At 40.0% G+C, this 17,595-nt stretch carries 13 protein-coding genes, 1 tRNA gene and 1 pseudogene; 1 reads left to right on the top strand and 14 read right to left on the bottom strand.

Annotated elements, in window-relative coordinates:
• Positions 1-371: 371 nt before the first annotated feature.
• From CLHUN_RS18900 to CLHUN_RS18870, 7 genes are all read right to left on the bottom strand, one after another.
• A complete protein-coding gene (locus CLHUN_RS18900; RefSeq protein ID WP_080066187.1) occupies positions 372-1,973 on the bottom strand; it encodes a BCCT family transporter in 1,602 nt (533 codons plus the stop codon).
• A 180-nt stretch (positions 1,974-2,153) separates the two neighbouring features.
• Entirely contained in the window at positions 2,154-3,593 is a 1,440-nt protein-coding gene (locus CLHUN_RS18895; protein ID WP_080066186.1) for an FGGY-family carbohydrate kinase, read from the bottom strand.
• 28 nt (positions 3,594-3,621) lie between these two features.
• Positions 3,622-4,401 (bottom strand): SDR family oxidoreductase, encoded by a 780-nt coding sequence (locus tag CLHUN_RS18890; RefSeq protein ID WP_080066185.1) that lies wholly within the window; start codon positions 4,399-4,401, stop codon positions 3,622-3,624.
• 176 nt (positions 4,402-4,577) lie between these two features.
• The gene (locus CLHUN_RS18885) at positions 4,578-5,546 is read right to left on the bottom strand and encodes an electron transfer flavoprotein subunit alpha/FixB family protein (RefSeq protein ID WP_080066184.1); all 969 of its coding nucleotides are present in this window, start codon (positions 5,544-5,546) and stop codon (positions 4,578-4,580) included.
• On the bottom strand, positions 5,547-6,341 hold the full coding sequence (locus tag CLHUN_RS18880) for an electron transfer flavoprotein subunit beta/FixA family protein (RefSeq protein ID WP_080066183.1): 795 nt from the start codon (positions 6,339-6,341) through the stop codon (positions 5,547-5,549).
• A 1-nt stretch (position 6,342) separates the two neighbouring features.
• Positions 6,343-7,614: an MFS transporter gene (locus tag CLHUN_RS18875; RefSeq protein WP_080066182.1), complete on the bottom strand. Its 1,272-nt coding sequence runs from the start codon at positions 7,612-7,614 to the stop codon at positions 6,343-6,345.
• Between the two features lie 76 nt (positions 7,615-7,690).
• Positions 7,691-9,169 (bottom strand): FAD-binding oxidoreductase, encoded by a 1,479-nt coding sequence (locus CLHUN_RS18870; RefSeq protein ID WP_080066181.1) that lies wholly within the window; start codon positions 9,167-9,169, stop codon positions 7,691-7,693.
• A 400-nt stretch (positions 9,170-9,569) separates the two neighbouring features.
• Here CLHUN_RS18870 and CLHUN_RS18865 point away from each other — a divergent pair, with 400 nt between their 5' ends.
• The gene (locus CLHUN_RS18865) at positions 9,570-10,289 is read left to right on the top strand and encodes a MurR/RpiR family transcriptional regulator (RefSeq protein WP_080066180.1); all 720 of its coding nucleotides are present in this window, start codon (positions 9,570-9,572) and stop codon (positions 10,287-10,289) included.
• Positions 10,290-10,977: 688 nt separating this feature from the next.
• Here the strand turns inward: CLHUN_RS18865 and CLHUN_RS18850 are convergent.
• The 7 genes and pseudogenes from CLHUN_RS18850 to pknB form a co-directional block, all read right to left on the bottom strand.
• Positions 10,978-11,922: a DUF4062 domain-containing protein gene (locus CLHUN_RS18850; RefSeq protein ID WP_080066178.1), complete on the bottom strand. Its 945-nt coding sequence runs from the start codon at positions 11,920-11,922 to the stop codon at positions 10,978-10,980.
• A 259-nt stretch (positions 11,923-12,181) separates the two neighbouring features.
• A tRNA-Ala gene (locus CLHUN_RS18845) sits at positions 12,182-12,257 on the bottom strand.
• 323 nt (positions 12,258-12,580) lie between these two features.
• Positions 12,581-13,138, bottom strand: coding sequence for a prolyl-tRNA synthetase associated domain-containing protein (locus CLHUN_RS18840; protein ID WP_080066191.1), 558 nt, complete (start codon positions 13,136-13,138; stop codon positions 12,581-12,583).
• 72 nt (positions 13,139-13,210) lie between these two features.
• Positions 13,211-13,846 carry a thiamine diphosphokinase gene (locus tag CLHUN_RS18835; RefSeq protein ID WP_080066177.1) on the bottom strand — a complete coding sequence of 212 codons (636 nt, stop codon included), beginning with the start codon at positions 13,844-13,846 and terminating at the stop codon, positions 13,211-13,213.
• 342 nt (positions 13,847-14,188) lie between these two features.
• Positions 14,189-14,836: pseudogene (rpe, locus tag CLHUN_RS18830) on the bottom strand (ribulose-phosphate 3-epimerase); the annotation flags it as partial.
• Positions 14,833-15,750, bottom strand: a complete 918-nt coding sequence (rsgA, locus tag CLHUN_RS18825) for a ribosome small subunit-dependent GTPase A (RefSeq protein WP_080066175.1) — start codon at positions 15,748-15,750, stop codon at positions 14,833-14,835. The pseudogene rpe and the gene rsgA, both read right to left, overlap by 4 nt.
• Positions 15,751-15,776: 26 nt before the next feature.
• Positions 15,777-17,594: a Stk1 family PASTA domain-containing Ser/Thr kinase gene (pknB, locus tag CLHUN_RS18820; RefSeq protein ID WP_080066174.1), complete on the bottom strand. Its 1,818-nt coding sequence runs from the start codon at positions 17,592-17,594 to the stop codon at positions 15,777-15,779.
• Position 17,595 lies beyond the last annotated feature (1 nt).

Genomic DNA, 17,595 nt, shown 5'->3' with positions numbered 1-17,595 from the left:
TAGATAATTATAACAAATTTCGTAAAGATCAACTATTATTTACACAGGAACTCAATTTATATTCTGCCAAAAAGAAAAGACATGAAAGTCATCCTCTCACATCTTTATTCTAACTTATTTCATTAGCAGCTGTAAGCCCTTGATACATCAGCGTTTCGGGTTCTGCAACAGGATTATGGCTTCCACATGCCTTGAGTGTACAAAAAAGATGCCGGCAGAGCCTGGTAGGGCCTTGGCGGGAGGGTTTATAAAGTTTTGGCCTAAAACTCATAGCGTCTTAAAAATGTACAACGATTGAAAATGCTTTGCACAAAAAAATATCGCAAAATACTTTTTAAAGTAGTTGCGATACTTTTTTTATTGTGCATCATTTAATTCAGTATATTTTCTTTTACTGCTTTATCAGACATAAGAGCTTTCTTTGTAACAGATTTTATGGGAATACCGTCCTCAGTATAGTCCTGCTTAAACGTATCGTACTTTTTGGGGTTGAGTGCTACCTTTATTAGTGAAACACATATCATTATCTCCAGCAGAAGTGCCGGGCCACCTCCAAGGTTTGAAAGCATTTTTATTCCATTTACTCCCGCTGATGAAATCATAACCCATGTAACAACTCCAATTATTGCCCCCCAGAAAATCTTCATTTTAATGGATGGCTCGGGGTCCTCTTGTGATATGCCTGTTGTACTCATTCCTCCAAGTGTTGTAGTATAGGCATCTGAACCCGTCACATATGACAGGAACATGCATCCTATAAATACAGGGATTATTATATATGCTATTGGATATTGACTAAAAAATGCATAAACCCCAAACTCAGGACCATCTCCAATGGCTTTCATCAAGTTTCCCTTAGCAAGTTCCATTTTAATAGCAGCACCACCAAAAATTGTCATCCATCCGATATCAAACAGAGCAGGTAAAACAAACGTAACAATAAGTGCTTTTCTGACTGTTTGTCCATAAGAGATTCTTCCAAGAAACATTCCTGATATTGGCGCCCACGCTAACCAGTTGCACCAGTAAAAAATTGTCCACCATCCTGCCCATGGATCGTTTGCTGCCGCACCAGTAAAACTGGCTTTAGTAAAAAATGTCTGAAGATGATTTGCAAAGGCTTCAACACCTAAATTCAGCATGAAAAAAGTAGGACCAACGATAAATACAAATGCAGCAAGAATCAAAAATATTATAAAATTAATCTCTGATAGTCTTTTTATTCCATTAAAAATACCTGTTATTGATGATATAACAAAGGTTGCAACAACTGCAATATCAACCATAGCCCATAATAAGGCCCCTGTCTGAATTCCTGTTAAATATTTAAGCCCCCCGGCAATTGACAGCACACCTGTCCCCAGAGATGCCGACATTCCCGCAATAAGTGCATACATACATACAGCATCAATTCCTTGGGCCCACCTCCCAAGTATTTTATTCCCAAAAACAGGAGTTAAGGTGGATGCAAGTGTATACGGCTTTTTCATATTGTAAAAGGCAAATGCAAACATGATTGTAGGTACTGCGTAAATAGCAAGCGGCAAAAAGCCCCAGTGAATAAACAGTGTTGACATAGCAAAAACAGCAGCTTCCGGGCTTTTCGGCGGTATATGGAGAGACTCGGGAGGAGTGATTAAATGATATAGGGGTTCTGATGTTCCCCAGAACAAAATACCAATAGCAATTATGCTGGTTAAAGTAATGGAGAAATATCTCACATCGTCCAGCATTGGTGCCGCATCACGACCGCCTATTCTAACATTCCCAAACTTTGAAAACATTACATAAACAATGACACCCAACATTATTAGTACCCCAAGGCAAAAAGCCCAGGAGAAATTGCCCATAAGCTTTTCATTTGCATAGTTAATCATTTTCACAAAATGTTCCTGGTCAATAAAGTTATATACGCATGCCGTTATAAACAGTATAACCGGCGGCCAGAAAGCAATAGGTCTTATTTTTTTCACAATAATCCCTCACCTTCGCAAATTTGTCTCTTTCCGCAGTAATGTATTATAACGCCGTGATGAAAGGAAGATTTCCTTTCATCAACGGCGTTTCGGAGGCGGGAGATATGCTCATCGCCTGAAAATCGAAGCGGAACCCGCTATTTATAGAAGCGGTGGGACATTTTCTTGCCTTGTAATTTATTTGTTGTGCAATATCTCGTGTGATGTTCTGAGAAGTTGGTCTGTATCATCTGATATCTTGCTATAGACCTTCTCATTAATTTCCTTATATAGTGCAACGTTTTCTTTAATCGGGTAAAATGTATCTCTACGTTTCACCATATGATGAATAGCATCCTGTCTGTCCTTGTAAACACCTAAAGCCAGAGCGGTACAGATAGCAGCACCCATACTTGCAGAACCATTAATAACATTTCTGTGAGCAGGAACTCCATAAACATCAGCAAATATCTGCATAAATAAGTCACCGTTTGATCCACCGCCACTGACAATAATGCTTGTCAGCGAAACGCCTCTTTCGTCACACATTGCCTGTGTATGGTTTTTCATTGTCATGGCTATGCCTTCCAAAACAGAACGGAACATATGCGGTCCTTTATGATTTCCATTAAACCCTATCATTATTCCTCTTTCATGTAAATGAGTTGGTCTCGCCAGCCAATGAAGTACTGTATATAATCCATCGCTTCCAGCAGGTACCTCGGCTGCAAGCATCTCAAGATAAGCTTCCGGCGACATACCCCGCTCTGCTGCCGCTGTCACAATATCACTTCCAAGCAGATCCTTAATCCATGTTACTGTTGCCATGCCTCGGCGGATTCCATTACTTTCATAAAGAAATTCACCGGGTGTTGCGCCAGGATTAGTCCAGTAATTCAAAGTATCTGCCCTGTTCTCTTCTCCAACCATCATTGAAGTAATATATGTTCCAAGAGATACCAGCACTGTTCCATCATTCACCAGCCCTGCACCCAATCCTTCAACTGCCTTGTCATTAGCTGTAGCAACAACAGGTGTCCCGGCAGGAATACCGGTAGCAATAGCAGCTTCACCTGTAACATACCCTAAAATACTGGCCGGGTCCACTAACTGGAACAGCATTTCTCTTGGTGTAGTATAAGCCCTAAATTTCTCTTCATCCTCATACCAGTTCAAGGTTTCGGGCTCAATAGGCCATGGACCCACATAGTTAGCTCTTGTATCCCTTGCTTCACCTGTCATTCTATAGGTCAGATAACCGGTAGTAGTGGTGACATATCTGACATTATCATCTTCATGCTCATAGGGTTTTGACAGTCTAAGATCCATCCAGCTTTGAACTGGTGATGCTAAACTGCCGTCTTCCTTAACCAGAGCACGACAACATCTGATGGATCCCAATCCAATGCCAATGATATCTTTCCTGTCACCAGTAAATTTCTTCAGAGCCTGCTGGCATGCTTCCTTCAAGCTATCCCACAGGTCATCTCCCGGGTGTTCTGCTCTGCTGTCACCGTACAGGTTCATAGGTTTAAGCTTGACTGTGTGTGAACAAATTTCTGTTCCAGCGGTATCAAACAACGCAACCTTTGTACTTTGTGTACCACCATCTATTGCAATAATAAATTTATTTTCCATAAGTATACCTCTTTATGTTTATTGTAAACTATCTCATTAAATAGCCACCATCTACTGTCAAGGTAGTACCATTTACATAATCCGATGCACGGCTGGCAAGGAAAATAGTGGCACCCATAAGATCAGCAGTATATCCCCAGCGATTTGCAGGAATGTGAGCTAGAATCTCGGCGTTACGTTTTTCGTTCTTCCTGGTCATTTCTGTCATTGGTGTTGCATAATATCCCGGAGCAATGGCATTAACCTGTATATTCCATTGAGCCAATTCATCGCACATTGCCTTGGTTAAGCCTACGATACCATGCTTTGTTGATGCATAAGCCGGCGACCATTGCCCTCCCAAAAAGGAATATAGAGAGCCTATATTGATAATCTTTCCGCTTTCTTGCTTAATCATGAACTTGCTGGCTTCATGAATCATTTCAAAGGCGGCAGTCAGATTAATAGAAATCATTTTATCCCATTCTATTCTGGTATATTTGGTAACATCCTGCACATTTATACTTATCCCGGCACAATTAATGAGTATATCAATACTTCCCCATGTATTAACACATTCATCTACAATTCTCTTGCACTCACCATCTGCCGTAATATCTGCCACCATAAACTTATATTCTACACCGCAAGCCTCAACCAGAGCACGTGTAGCTCCGTCATCATCTGCAAGGCTTGGAACAAGTATGTTTGCGCCTGCTTTTGCTAACGCAGTGGTAAAAGCCTGGCCAAGTCCTCCATTTCCGCCGGTTACAATTGCATTTTTGCCCTTCAAAGAAAAGAAATCCATATTAAAATCTGATAGCCTCATAGTATTTTCCTCCATTTTATTAATTATTTTTTCATTGTGATAACGCATGAGGTCAAAGAAAATGTTTCTTACCTTAACTGCGTTTCAACGAGGCAATAGTGTCCATAGTGCCCCGATAAACACTCTTGACACCTTGGATATATTCGCCGCCTGAGAACCTATGCGGTACCCGTCACTTATAGAAGTGGGGGACATTTTGTTGCCTCGTTATAAATTCGAATTCTCTCAGTCAAAAGATCAACAAAAAGTAATGCGTCACCCTCTACAACAATATCAGAAAGGCTGCAAATGGGTGCGTTAGCATTGGTATTAACCGAGATAATACAAGCTACATTTTTTAGCCCTTCCACATGCTGAATAGCCCCATAAATGCCAAGCGCTATATATAGCTTGGGACTTACAGTTTTACCGGATTGTCCAACCTGAATACTACGAGGAGCAATACCTTTGTCAACAATTCTTCTGCTGGCTGCTACATGCCCCTTCAATACTTCAGCCAAAGCCTCCAGACGGTGAAAATCTTTTCCCACTCCTCCACCGCCCGAAACTAAAACGTTACTTTCTCGTATATCATACGATTGGCTCTTTTCATAAACACTTACTTGCCTTATACCCGGTTGTGCATTAGATTGATAATCAAACTCTACAAGCCGGGTTTGCCTATCTTTGTTACCGGCATATTTGAACACATTTTGGCGCACGCTCATCATTATAGGACCATTGCTCTTGTTAATAATGCCGGCCATCATTCTGCTGCTGAATACCGGTCGAACCATTTCAATGCTATCTTCCTTATGACGTATTTCAGTGACATCTGCTGTCAAGCCTGTTTGGAGTCTTACCGCCAATCGAGGTGCAAGAATTCTTCCGCACCATGTTCCTGGAATTAAAATAACATCAAAATTATATTGTTTATGAATATCAGAAATAGCATTTGTTATTTCTTTTAGGTTGTATTGTTTAATATTCCGGGCATTTACCTGAATAATAAAATCAAAAAAACCTTGAGCTTCCGGAGGAGAATAATTGATGACCACACCATATGCTTCCCAGTGCTCATCTGGATACATCCGGCGCGCAACCTCCAAAAGCTCTATACTGTTTTGAATCTGTTCAGAATCCAGAAATATAAGACATTTTTTCATTTAGATAAATCCCTTTTCGTGTAGATAGTGGAACACTGTCTCAACACCGTCATTATCAGCCTTGACCAATGTCCTTTCTCGTTTTTCATACTGCTTGGCGTATGTTTCAACAACTTGTGTTAATGAACCTTTCAGTCCTGTCTGGTCTTCATGTAAGCCTAAGTCTTCCCCGCCAAGTATATATATTGATGACTTTACATCTCTGTTTATCTCACCTTTCCGAACATAAGGAAGCTTATAGCCTATCTCCCTTGTCAAGCTGAGAACTGCCGGTAATGACACCTCATAAGTAGCAGAAGTCTGATCATTATCCACATCAACATATGCAAAAGCTTTGTTGAATTTTTCCATATCAACCTTAGTAATACCTGACATTTGATTTAAGCCAAGCCATTCACCCAATTGAGCGGGGACGTGAGCCGTGTCCCCGTCAACTGCGTGGGTGCCGGTAATGATACAATCATAATGCTGTCCCAGCAAATACCTGGAAAGCACCTTGCTGGTAACATAGGTGTCACTTCCTGCAAAGGCTTTATCTGATAAAATTACTCCTTTATCCACACCAAGCCTTAGTAAATCCTCCATGTGAGGAACTATTTTCTTCGGCGCCATAGTTACCACTTCAACAACTGTACCGGCCAGTTTCTCCTTAACCTTTAATGCAAAGGCTACTGCACATGCATCATCGGGGTTAAGTATCAAGCGCATATCTTCTCTAATAAGTTTATTATTTTCAAAGTCATACCTGAAGTTATCTACATCGGGTACAAACTTAACAACACATATAAGTTTCATATTATTGAGCCTTTTTCTCATTTCTGTTTAGTTTGGCATAGACAGTTAATATAGCAATACCTATCAAGCCTAATACTGCACTGACAATGAAGTAAGCATTGTAACCGCCCTTATCACCAAATGTAGCCCAAAGAAAACTGTTTAACTGTGGCAGAATGATATCTGGAAGATACCCAATAAATGAAATAACTCCAATTGCGGTTCCCATCATTGCAGCTTCAATCTTAGACATACCCAATAGCGACCAGTATGTGCCACGAATCATATAAAGGAAAATTCCCAACGCTACCATAATTATCGGGAATAATTTTGCAGCTGAAACAGGTGTTAAAGCTGCAATAGCCAGAAGAGCCGCTGCTGCTCCTATAGCAATTCTGATGGTATTAGGGCGCCCTATTTTATCAGCAAGGAACCCTCCTATAAAGCCACCTACAGGACGCATCCACAGAACAATTACTGTAATAGTACCAACCGAAACGGCATTAATTCCTATATTTGTTTGAAGGAAGCCGCCAATATAATAAACTGTCCAGAATACCGCATATCCCATAAAGATTATTCCGCCCATAAGATATACGTATTTATTTTTAAGCAGCTTACCAACATCTTTAAAGTGGAATTTGTTACCTTCAAGTTCACCTTTGTTATCTGACATAGCAGCAAGCTTCTTGTCGCTATCAACAAAAATAGCAATCAGAACGGCAACAATGAATACTATTGCAGAGTATAGATAAACAACTGAAACCAAAGCAGATTTTTTATCAGGAAGTGCTTCGCTGGTTCCAAGAATGGCTGCAAAAACAACCAAACCTATGCTTGCCATTAATGCTTCAACAACACCTCTTCCACCGTCAAGAATTCCAAAGAATCGTCCTTCTTCATTAGCTTTTGACAGCATTTTGACAATCTTCATATGTGCACTCCAGAAAGTAAATACTGAAAAAATACCCCACAGGAAGAATATAATGTTTACGGATGTGTGATCTGGTACTTGCGCAAACCAGAAGCCACAGAGTGAAGTACCAAATAATGATATGGTTATGAGTTTTTTTACAGATATCTTATCTGCAATTATTCCGCTGGGAATATAACCAATAACATATGCAATACCCAACATTGAATAAAAGTTGTTTAATTGTACCTGAGTTAAGTTGAACACTTCCAGAATAGTCACCTGATAGTTTGTTCTCAGATAAATAACCGGATAAATTGCACCAGCTGCCAGAATGATTAGGAAAAACTGAAAATACCGTCTAAAATTACTCTTTTCCATAAACCCTCCTAAAAATTTTAAAGATTTTCTCCCTTACCCCTACTACTTTAAAGAGAATGGTTGATGAGTTGCACTGTTACTTAATGTACTTATTTATTCCCTCTTCCTGAGGAAAAATTGTACCGTAATTCATAATACCCTTGGGATCAAAAGCTTGTTTCAATTTTTCAAGCATATAGTAAGCTGTTCCGTGTTCCATCAGGGTCCATTCACTGCGATATTTTCCAATCCCATGATGGTGGCACATAGAGCCTCCTGCTTTAAGAGTTTCTTCAACGATAATCTTTTGAATTGGATGATGATAAATAATCATTTCATCCTCAGGTGCACAATGTATATCATAGTTATATACAAAGTACATATTGGTACCGTTAATATAGCTATGGGAAGAATGACCTCCCAGCATTGTAATATCGTGAGCTCTTGAAAACTCATTTCTGACACGTTCTATTACATTATGATATATCTTTGGAATGGTTTCCCAATCTGCAGAAATCTCTGTTGTAAATCCAGCATGACTGTCATTCTCAATCATGCCCTCAATCTCATCATCTATATCCTTCTGAGACCAATTCAGGTGATTAAACCAATCCGCAATTAATTGGCCGTCTACTTGCTTAACCACCCCATCACCGAATTTTGCAACAGCTTCCTCTATGGCCTCACCGGTGGCTTGCACTATTCCTTTAGGTCCTTCAGCCATAAATACCAGGACACATTTGTTTTCATAAAAATGATAAAAATGCTGAGCCGCATCTTCCTCTGAGTAAATTCTGGACACTGACGGCTTAAAGCCATTTACAATGACTTCCCTTAAAATCTTGATACCTGTATCAACATCCTTCACAAGGTAGCCATAGAATTTATTATTCTCAGGGTAATATCGGAATATCTTGATGGTAACCTCCGTTATGAAGCATAAAGAACCTTCATTTCCGATGGCAATGTGTCGGATATCAGGGCCGCCTGCTCTTCTTGATACATTTTTTATGCGTGCAATGTGACCATCCGGGAATACACATTCCAGACCTACTACCATATCTTCAATACCGCCATACAATGTAGAAAATTGCCCTATACTCCTTGTAGAAACCAGGCCTCCGTATTTTGCCACTGGTTTCGATTGAGGCGAGTGTCCGGTTGTAAAACCTACTTTTCTGAGCTCATCTTCCAGGTTTTGAAGGGCAACACCTGCCTGAACTGTTGCTTGAGCATTGTAAGTATCAATTTTAATAATCTCATTAAGGTTAAGTGCATCTATGACTATAGTGTTTTCTTTCCAATTTTCCAGACCGCCCTCGGTTGCTGTCTTTCCACCTCTCGGAATAACATTGATTCCATGCTCGTTACAGAACATAAGCAGTTTGCTGACTTGCTCAGTATTTTTAGGGTATACAATAGCAATCGGGCTTGGCACATCTAATACCTTTTTAGCCTTGGCATATTTCTTATACCTGTCGGCAGCCGCATCATAAAGCTCATCTTCATTAATGTTGATTTGATCCGGCAAAAGCATATCAGCTAATGTTTTAAGTATCATATCAGTGTTCAACATAACTTCCTCCAATTTGTTTTCTTGGTATGAAAAATAACCAAAATTTCTTGCATCAAGTGCACTTTTTTTGTGAATTATTTATGATCATGCTCTGATTATATATCCAGTAATATTGGATGTCAATAAAAAATACGGAAAATTTTCTGTTTTATCAATAATTCAATGCTTTTAATGGAAACTTTTCCGTTTATATTTACAATGCATATTCTTAATGATAAAATAACTTTTATAACGAGGAAATAGATGTCCCCCGCCTCTATAGGTGGGTTCCGCATCGGGTTTCAGACGGTGAGTGAATATCTCCCACCTCGTTGAAACGCATCTGGGGTAAGAAAAATTTTCTACAACCGAAAATTTTTCTTTGAACCTATGCTTTATCAAATCAAGCTGAGGTGCCTAAATGATTAATGTTAATTTAAGTGTTCTGAATCCTTTAGAGCAGCAAATTCACGCAAAGCTTTATGATTACAGCAGACAGAATTCGAATATACGGATCTCAGAAGCTGCGGAGTTGTGCGACTGCTCTGTTTCAAAGATATCCAAATTTGTAAAAAAACTTGGATTTGAAAATTATAAACAATACTTGGATTTCCTATACGAAAGAGAAGTACCCTCTGAAGATTATTCTGATGAATTGACAAGGATTTCAAAATTTATTGATAATTTTGATGAGAAAAAGGTTGATGAACTAATTAGCCTTATTGAATCTCGTGAAAAGATTATTTTATTCGGATATGGACCGTCACTTATTTGTGCCCAATATTTTGAATATAGATTAAGAACCATAACAAATAAGGTAATTTTCGCTGTAACAGATGAAATATCTATTTCATCAATGTCAGATGAGTCTACCTTACTTATTCTGCTTACAGTTACCGGTTCCTTTCGTACCTTTGAAAACATATATAATGCTGCAAAATCAAAGTCTTGCCAGGTTGCAATGGTAGTCGAAGAATATAATACCGAACTGTTTAAACAATGTGACCATATTTTCTGGCTTTCCAAGTATAATCAGCCTGATGACTTATTGCCTTATGAGAAATCACGGACTGTCTTCTTTATTTTTCTTGAAGAGGTAATACAGAAGTTAATGAGAAAGAACAAGGCAGCTATTGAATAGGCAGTACTGATGAAAGCAGTATAAAGGAAATTCTACCATGTATTATGGTAAAATCTATGAAGCAGCACTGTATAACGTCACTGATTCAGCTACAATCATCGAAAGACTGGAACTATATAATTCTGATGAAATTATTTATATCGTAGACAAAAGCCAGGGCCCACTATTGCACCTGGCTATGCAAATCTGTTGTTTATAATAATCTGAGGAATACCAGCCTTTTAACAATAGAACTTCTTTTATCTGAACTCATGCTCTTTAAGATATCAACCAGCCACATTCTAATTTCAAAAGAATTTGATATATAATCAATAATATAGGTTAAGTAATAACCTTGATTTTTTTCTAATCTTATCAAAGAAGTATACCAGAGGCTTTTCATGTCAGTAATTCCATATATATATCAATATGACCAACAAACTGTGGCAAATCACCATTTCTTATCCTCAAAACCGCTACGCTTAAGCAGTAGCCCGTTAATGGAACATATCAAGTGTCCAGCCTTTCATAGTAAAAACCACAAGGTTTTGGCCTTGTGGTTTTTTGTCTTTTGGTGGAGCATAGGGGATTGAACCCTTTACCGCTTGACTGCCAGTCAAGCGCTCTCTCATCTGAACCCCCATGTGGGAGTTGTATTAGTGGTATGTCATATTAGCTTTATATTCACAATTCTCAATTATAAACTAATCTAGCCAACTTTATTTTGCCCCTCGATTGAAAGTCCATTAATCACTATAAAACCGAGATATGTGGAGTTTCTTAGTATTGTTCCACCATCATATTTATTAATTTCTTTAATAGTGCAAAATGATAGTCTGACCTTTGCCTCTATTATGCTACCTTTAGCAATATTTTCAAGCCAATCGGCATTTTCACCATCAGCATACAAAGAAATAGGTCTATTTATAGCTTTATTTTTGCTATCTACAACAATAACATCAACAGCAACAGTATCACCTAGAGACAGTCCTAAGTTTAAAACAAGTTCATCTTTTAGTGTACTTCCCTTTAAATCTTCTAAAATCCTCATTCTGAGCTGAACTTCTTGGCCATAGTACTTAGCAGGTCTTAATCGAAATCTATCGATAATAGATAAAATATCATTTTCTATCATTGTATTATCTTTTTGCTCAGCTTCAATTTGCCAAAAAGATGATAGCGTTTCGACTAAATCATGAGATATCTTTTCACCTAAATCATTTGGAGTTGTAAAAAAACTTACCGTATGCTTTTTCTTCAGATAGTCTTTAAAATCGATCAGTTTTTTCGCCTTTTCTCCGATATCAACATATTTAGGCGCTATTGGATGATTTTCATCAATTATATATATTAATGTTGGTATACTATTTTTTATTGCTTCTTCATACTCTAGTTGTGAGAAAGACAATCCAGTATCATCATTAATTGAACCATATCTCATTCCGATAATAGAAATAAATATTTTACTTTCTCTAACTTGCTTTAAGCAAACATCAAGGGAACTTTCAGGACTTGATCCGAAGTATTCCATTCCCTTTATAATTTGCTCTAGTCTTACTAAAACACGTTGCACTTCATCACGATACGGTATTAAATCCTCGTAGGTCGATGATATAAAAACCGGAACATGTTGTTTTATAATTGTATTTGCCATAATAAAGTCCCCCCAATAATATAATGCATACAAGTCAAGCCAATCAAATATAGAAAATTATCAACTTCACATGATAGATAATGTATAATACTACCAAAAAAATAATACCATATTTTTCAATAGGCATCAATCTGCAGAAGAGTTTTAGGGCCGCAGCAGGACTGCAACATCTGTATAGCTCATATAATGGAACATATTAAGTGCCCAGCACTTCATAGTAAAAAACCACAAGGTTTTGGCCTTGTGGTTTTTTGTATTGTGGTGGAGATGAAGGGGATCGAACCCTTTACCTCTTGACTGCCAGTCAAGCGCTCTCCCAGGTGAGCTACACCCCCATATGTTGGAAAACCCGTTATTTATGCAGTTTCCCGGCTTTTTCAATTTCTAAATTTCTTTCTTGCTGTGGGGTTGCACATCCGATAGCTTGCGCTCCCAACTGCGCTAATGCCCCAAATCTTTTACCTTAAATATATTAACATGATTCCACCGCACATGCAACCATGTTTTTTCATAAGCAGCAGAATTTTTTCAAAAACTTCAGAAACTTTTAACTTTTAAAAACTTTTTAAAGCTGCAACGGAATTCCATATGTTTTTCCAGTCCGATTATAATCCGAACTATAATCCTCCATATTATTACCTGCGGTATGTTTCAAATCCTATAAATCCACGTATACCGGAGTATGGCCCGTATATGGCAAAAACCTTGAAAGCAGGTCCCCGGTTTTTATTTTCAGGCTGCTGGTGTTAACACAGGGATGGCAGCCAAAATATTCCGACTTCAGAATATCCCTGTCTATGAGCAGCTTCACCTTTTTTTCCCTGTCATTCATGAGGCCCAGTATACTTACAGAACCGGGCTTAATATTCAGATACTCCTCTATAAATTCAGCAGGAGCAAAGGACAGTCTTGAAGAGTTTATCTGCCTTGCTACTGTCTTTGTGTCAAACTTTTTACTCCCTGGCATAACCAAAAGATAAAAGCTTGTTTTTGCAGAATTACATAAAAAAAGATTTTTACAAATTTCTATTTTCAAAAGCTTCTCAACTTCGTGGCAATCCTCAATGGTGGCCGTTTCTCCGTGGTCAAGCCTCAAATAGCCTATGTCCAGTTCCTCCAGCAGCTCATAGGCAGCCAGTTCCCTTTGCTGTCTTTCAGAGAGACCGCTCTCCGGCTTTCCTCTATAAATTGTCGTATCTGTTACGAAATTTCCCATCAGCTTTGTTTCCCTTGTTTCCCTTGTTTCCCAAAAAGCTTTAATTCTAAAAAATATCAGTTCCACAGCCTGTCAGTCCCTTGAAACACAAACCAGAAGTATTCCTTCACCTATGGTTACGGTAGCCGTCTCTGCAACAAACTCATTGCTGACTCCCCAGGAAGTCCCCAGCTCCATTGTGGCATTATCAAGGGGATATTTCAAACCTGTTGTGGTAACTCCCGTCACCGTCAGAGAAACAGGCACAAGCGACAGCTTGTAGCTCTCCATACCCGGCAGGGAAAAGGTCTTGTCAAACATGTAAATCAGGTTGTGTTCATCGGCAATATAAGCCTTTACCTTTTTATCCATAAGCTTTTTTAAGAGAAAAATATTGGCCATGGAATGATCAAACCTGGTACCTACTGCACCTATGAAAACAACTTCATTCGCCCCAAGTTCCAGCGCCTTTTCAATTGCCAGCTCGGAGTCGGTCATATCCTTTTCCGCCGGGAATTGGGCAACCTGGATTCCAAGTCCCTTAAAATATTCGATATCCTCTTTTTGAGCCGAATCAAAATCCCCCAGAAGCATATCGGGCACGATTCCCAGTCTGCGCAGATGAGCAGCTCCCCCATCAACAGATATTACATAATCATATTTATTAAAAAAAGTTCTTATAACCTCATAGTCTCTTATAGAACCATTGCATACAATAACAGCCTTCATTCATCCACCGCAGCTTCCGTACATAATCACTCCGATATAATTCTGATTTTCCATTTCAATTAAAGCCTATTCGCCCATCAGGTGCGGTTCCTTTGCCTTTTTATGCTGCTTGCTTTCTACACTTCTTTGCAGCTTTGGCTTATTATTAAACAGTATTTCTTTTATAGTCTCGGTATCCAATTTATTTATGGCCTCCAGCAACTCATCCTTATCCAACAACCCAATTTCATGGGAAATATCGTAATCCTGAGCTATTGCTGCCGCCTCAGCAACTGCAATATAATCTGCAAACCTCCTGGGTGGTTTTTTTGCAGTATTCCTGCGCTGCATATTTCCTTCCTCTGCATTTTTTCTCAACTGTGCGATTGCCTCTCCCACATCCGGCTTTCCATACACCGCTGAGCCTGCAACAAATACATTTGCCCCGGCCTGAGAAACCATACCTATGGTATTGGCATCAATACCGCCATCTACCTGGATATCAATGTCCTGCCCGCTTCTCTCAATCATCCTTTTGAGCTCTCTGATTTTTTGCGTGGCATACCCTATATATGACTGGCCTCCAAAACCGGGATTAACCGTCATAATCAGAACCATGCTGAGCTCCTGCAATATATATCCCAGGGCGGACAGTGAAGTAGCCGGGTTCAGTGCCACTCCGGCCTTTTTCCCGCAGCCCTTTATCAATTGTATTGTTCTGTCCAGATGTACACAGGCCTCTGCGTGCACGGTAATAATATCAGCACCGGCAGCGGCAAACTTTTCTATATACTTGTCAGGGTCGGTTATCATCAGATGCACGTCAAAAGGCTTGTCGGTCACCTTTCTTAATTGTCTTACAACCTCCGGGCCTATTGTAATATTAGGAACAAAATGCCCGTCCATAACATCTACATGAATATAATCGGCTCCATTTTCATCAACCTTTTTTATTTCTTCCCCAAGACGGGAAAAATCCGAAGCCAATATGGATGGCGCAATCTTAATCACTTTATCACTCTCCTGGATTCTGACTTTTTCGATTTATACTGCGGAATATCCTTTAAAGTTTTGTACAACTGCGCATATCTCTGAAAACGGCTGTTATCAATTTCACCACGGCCAACTGCTTCACGTACGGGGCAGTCAGGCTCGGTAATGTGGCTGCAGGAGCTGAACCTGCAGGTATTTATATGCTTTCTGAATTCCGGATAATAGTTCTGAAGCTCACTGTACTGCAAATCTGTCAATTCATAGGAACTGAAGCCCGGAGTATCAGCAACATAGCCTCCGTATTTCAGTTCCATCAATTCAGCATGTCTGGTGGTATGCTTTCCTCTTTCAATCTTGTGACTTACACTTCCGGTTTCCATGACCCAGGCATCCATAATATGATTGAGGATAGTAGACTTTCCAACTCCTGACTGTCCGGCAAAGACACTGGTATGGTCCTTCAGCTCCTCCTTCAGATGTCTGTAGCCCATATTTTTAACCGAACTGATATCTATGCAATTATAGCCTGCCAGCGAGTAGGCCTCCCGTATATGTCTGGCATTGCCATCGTCAATATCTATTTTATTAATACAGATAAGAACATTCAAACCTTTCATTTCTGCCGTAATAAGCAACTTGTCCAGCAGCATGAAATCAGGACTTGGTGCCTTAACCGCCACTACGATAACTATCTTGTCAATGTTTGCTATTGCAGGGCGCAGCAATTCTGACGTACGTTTTTGGATTTCATCGATATTTCCCAATCTCTCCTGTAGGTCCAGAACACTGAAAACAACTTTGTCACCCGGAAGCGGAATTATGGAATCCTTTCTGAAAATACCCCTTGGCTTGCACTCAAACACGTCTCCGCTTATATCCTCTTTTACGTAGTAAAAACCACCAATTCCTTTTAAAATCACTCCTGTTGGCAATAAGTTACCTCCTGTTTGCCCGTGTCCTAATTTCCTTCATTGCCTGTATTTTTATTCTGGTTATCTACCGGTAACGACGGTTGGGACGTGTCAGCCGGCCCCTGGGTTTCGGTATCCTTCCCGGAAGAATTATCAGAAGGCTGGGACTGCTGTGAAGTGTCGGTGGCGGGAGACTGTTGTTCAACCGTCAGCCATATTGTAACTGTCTCTCCTTCTTCAACCTCGGAATATGCCGCAGGCAACTGCTTGTTTACAATGCCTTTTGCCCCTGCCGGAATTATTGTTCCAAGCTGCAGCTTGTTATCCGCCAAAGCCTTTTGTGCCTCTTCCTCATTTTTACCTACCAGATTTGGCACCTTGATACGCTTTGTTTCTTTTCCCTTGCTGACATATATTATTACTTCCGTTCCTTCATCAACCTCTTCTCCTGCAGCCGGCTCGGTCCTGATTACATAATCAGCCTCAATATCGTCGTTGAATTCCTTTTCAATCCTGGATTTCAGATTGCTTGACTCCATTTCCTTCTGGGCTTCCCTGTATTCCCGGTCCTTAACCTCCGGCACCTTTGACATTCTGCGTCCGCTGCTTACAGTCAATTCCAGGCTTGTATAATTTCCGCTCTTGTAATCTGTTCCGGGGGGAATGCTCTGGTCGATTATCATACCCTTGGCAATTGTTTCGCTTTCCTGCCAGGTGGGAGTAATCTTAAAGCCTTTTCCTTCCAATTCTGCCTTTACTGCTTCATATTCCCTTCCCACATAATTGTCCAGCTTGTATGGCTCGGTGTTGTCACCCTTTGTCAACAGGCTGATGGCCATGATAACTACGAATATTATTACAGCCACACTTGTAATACCTGCCAGCCAATAGGCAACATTGGTTTTCTTTTTCTCTTTCTTAAGCTCATTCTGCTTGTTGCTGTATTCATTGCTCCTGGACTCGTTCAATCCCCTTGAGGAATTGACCGGCTTCATACGGATGGTGGACTGGCCGTTTATATTGTCCCTGCCCACAAAGCCTCCCTGGGGCTGCACCAGAACCCTGTTCAGGTCATTTATCATTGAGGTGGCCGATTGATACCTTACGTTCTGTTCCTTCTGTATTGCCTTCATTATTATTTCATTTACGCCATAGGGCAGACTGGGAACAAGCTTATGCGGCTCCACAGGTATTTCCTGAATGTGCTTCAGTGCAACCGAAACAGGAGTATCCCCGTCAAAAGGCACCTTGCCGGTCACCATTTCATATAAGGCTATACCAAGGGAATACAGATCTGATTTTTCATCAATAAACCCGCCTCTTGCCTGTTCAGGGGAAAAATAGTGTACAGAACCGATAGTACTGCCTACCATCGTTATGGTAGAAGAAGTCACAGCCCTTGCAATCCCAAAATCTGTAACCTTGGCAATGCCCTCTTTTGTCAGCAGTATATTATGGGGCTTTATATCCCTATGTACGATGTTGTTCTTGTGGGCATGCTCAATTGCCGAACATATCTGGATTGTTATTTTTATGGCATCCTGCCAGTCTATGGCACCATGCTTGTTTATGAACTCCTTTAATGTCATACCGTCAACATACTCCATGACAATATAATGTATGTCCTCCTGGTGACCTACATCATAGATGGAAACAACATTCGGATGAGACAGGCTTGCAACCGCTTGAGCCTCTACCTTAAAGCGTTTCACGAATTCTTCGTCATTAGTAAACTCGGAACGTAATACTTTTATTGCCACAAACCTGTTCAGCAGAGTGCATTTTGCCTTGTATACCACTGCCATTCCGCCGCCGCCGATTTTTTCAAGTAAAAGGTATCTGTTTCCCAATATTTGACCTTCCATA

It is taken from the genome of Ruminiclostridium hungatei, from assembly GCF_002051585.1.
Lineage (GTDB): Bacteria > Bacillota > Clostridia > Acetivibrionales > DSM-1351 > Ruminiclostridium > Ruminiclostridium hungatei.
Note: the sequence above shows the minus strand (reverse complement) of the source record. Positions and strands in the feature narration are given on the sequence as shown.

What these genes read in the sequence shown, in the direction of transcription:
- CLHUN_RS18895 (WP_080066186.1), bottom strand. Translation starts at nt 3,593, where the DNA reads ATGGAAAATAAATTTATTATTGCAATAGATGGTGGTACACAAAGTACA.
- CLHUN_RS18890 (WP_080066185.1), bottom strand. Translation starts at nt 4,401, where the DNA reads ATGAGGCTATCAGATTTTAATATGGATTTCTTTTCTTTGAAGGGCAAA.
- CLHUN_RS18885 (WP_080066184.1), bottom strand. Translation starts at nt 5,546, where the DNA reads ATGAAAAAATGTCTTATATTTCTGGATTCTGAACAGATTCAAAACAGT.
- CLHUN_RS18880 (WP_080066183.1), bottom strand. Translation starts at nt 6,341, where the DNA reads ATGAAACTTATATGTGTTGTTAAGTTTGTACCCGATGTAGATAACTTC.
- CLHUN_RS18875 (WP_080066182.1), bottom strand. Translation starts at nt 7,614, where the DNA reads ATGGAAAAGAGTAATTTTAGACGGTATTTTCAGTTTTTCCTAATCATT.
- CLHUN_RS18870 (WP_080066181.1), bottom strand. Translation starts at nt 9,169, where the DNA reads ATGTTGAACACTGATATGATACTTAAAACATTAGCTGATATGCTTTTG.
- CLHUN_RS18865 (WP_080066180.1), top strand. Translation starts at nt 9,570, where the DNA reads ATGATTAATGTTAATTTAAGTGTTCTGAATCCTTTAGAGCAGCAAATT.
- CLHUN_RS18850 (WP_080066178.1), bottom strand. Translation starts at nt 11,922, where the DNA reads ATGGCAAATACAATTATAAAACAACATGTTCCGGTTTTTATATCATCG.
- CLHUN_RS18840 (WP_080066191.1), bottom strand. Translation starts at nt 13,138, where the DNA reads ATGGGAAATTTCGTAACAGATACGACAATTTATAGAGGAAAGCCGGAG.
- CLHUN_RS18835 (WP_080066177.1), bottom strand. Translation starts at nt 13,846, where the DNA reads ATGAAGGCTGTTATTGTATGCAATGGTTCTATAAGAGACTATGAGGTT.
- pknB (WP_080066174.1), bottom strand. Translation starts at nt 17,594, where the DNA reads ATGGAAGGTCAAATATTGGGAAACAGATACCTTTTACTTGAAAAAATC.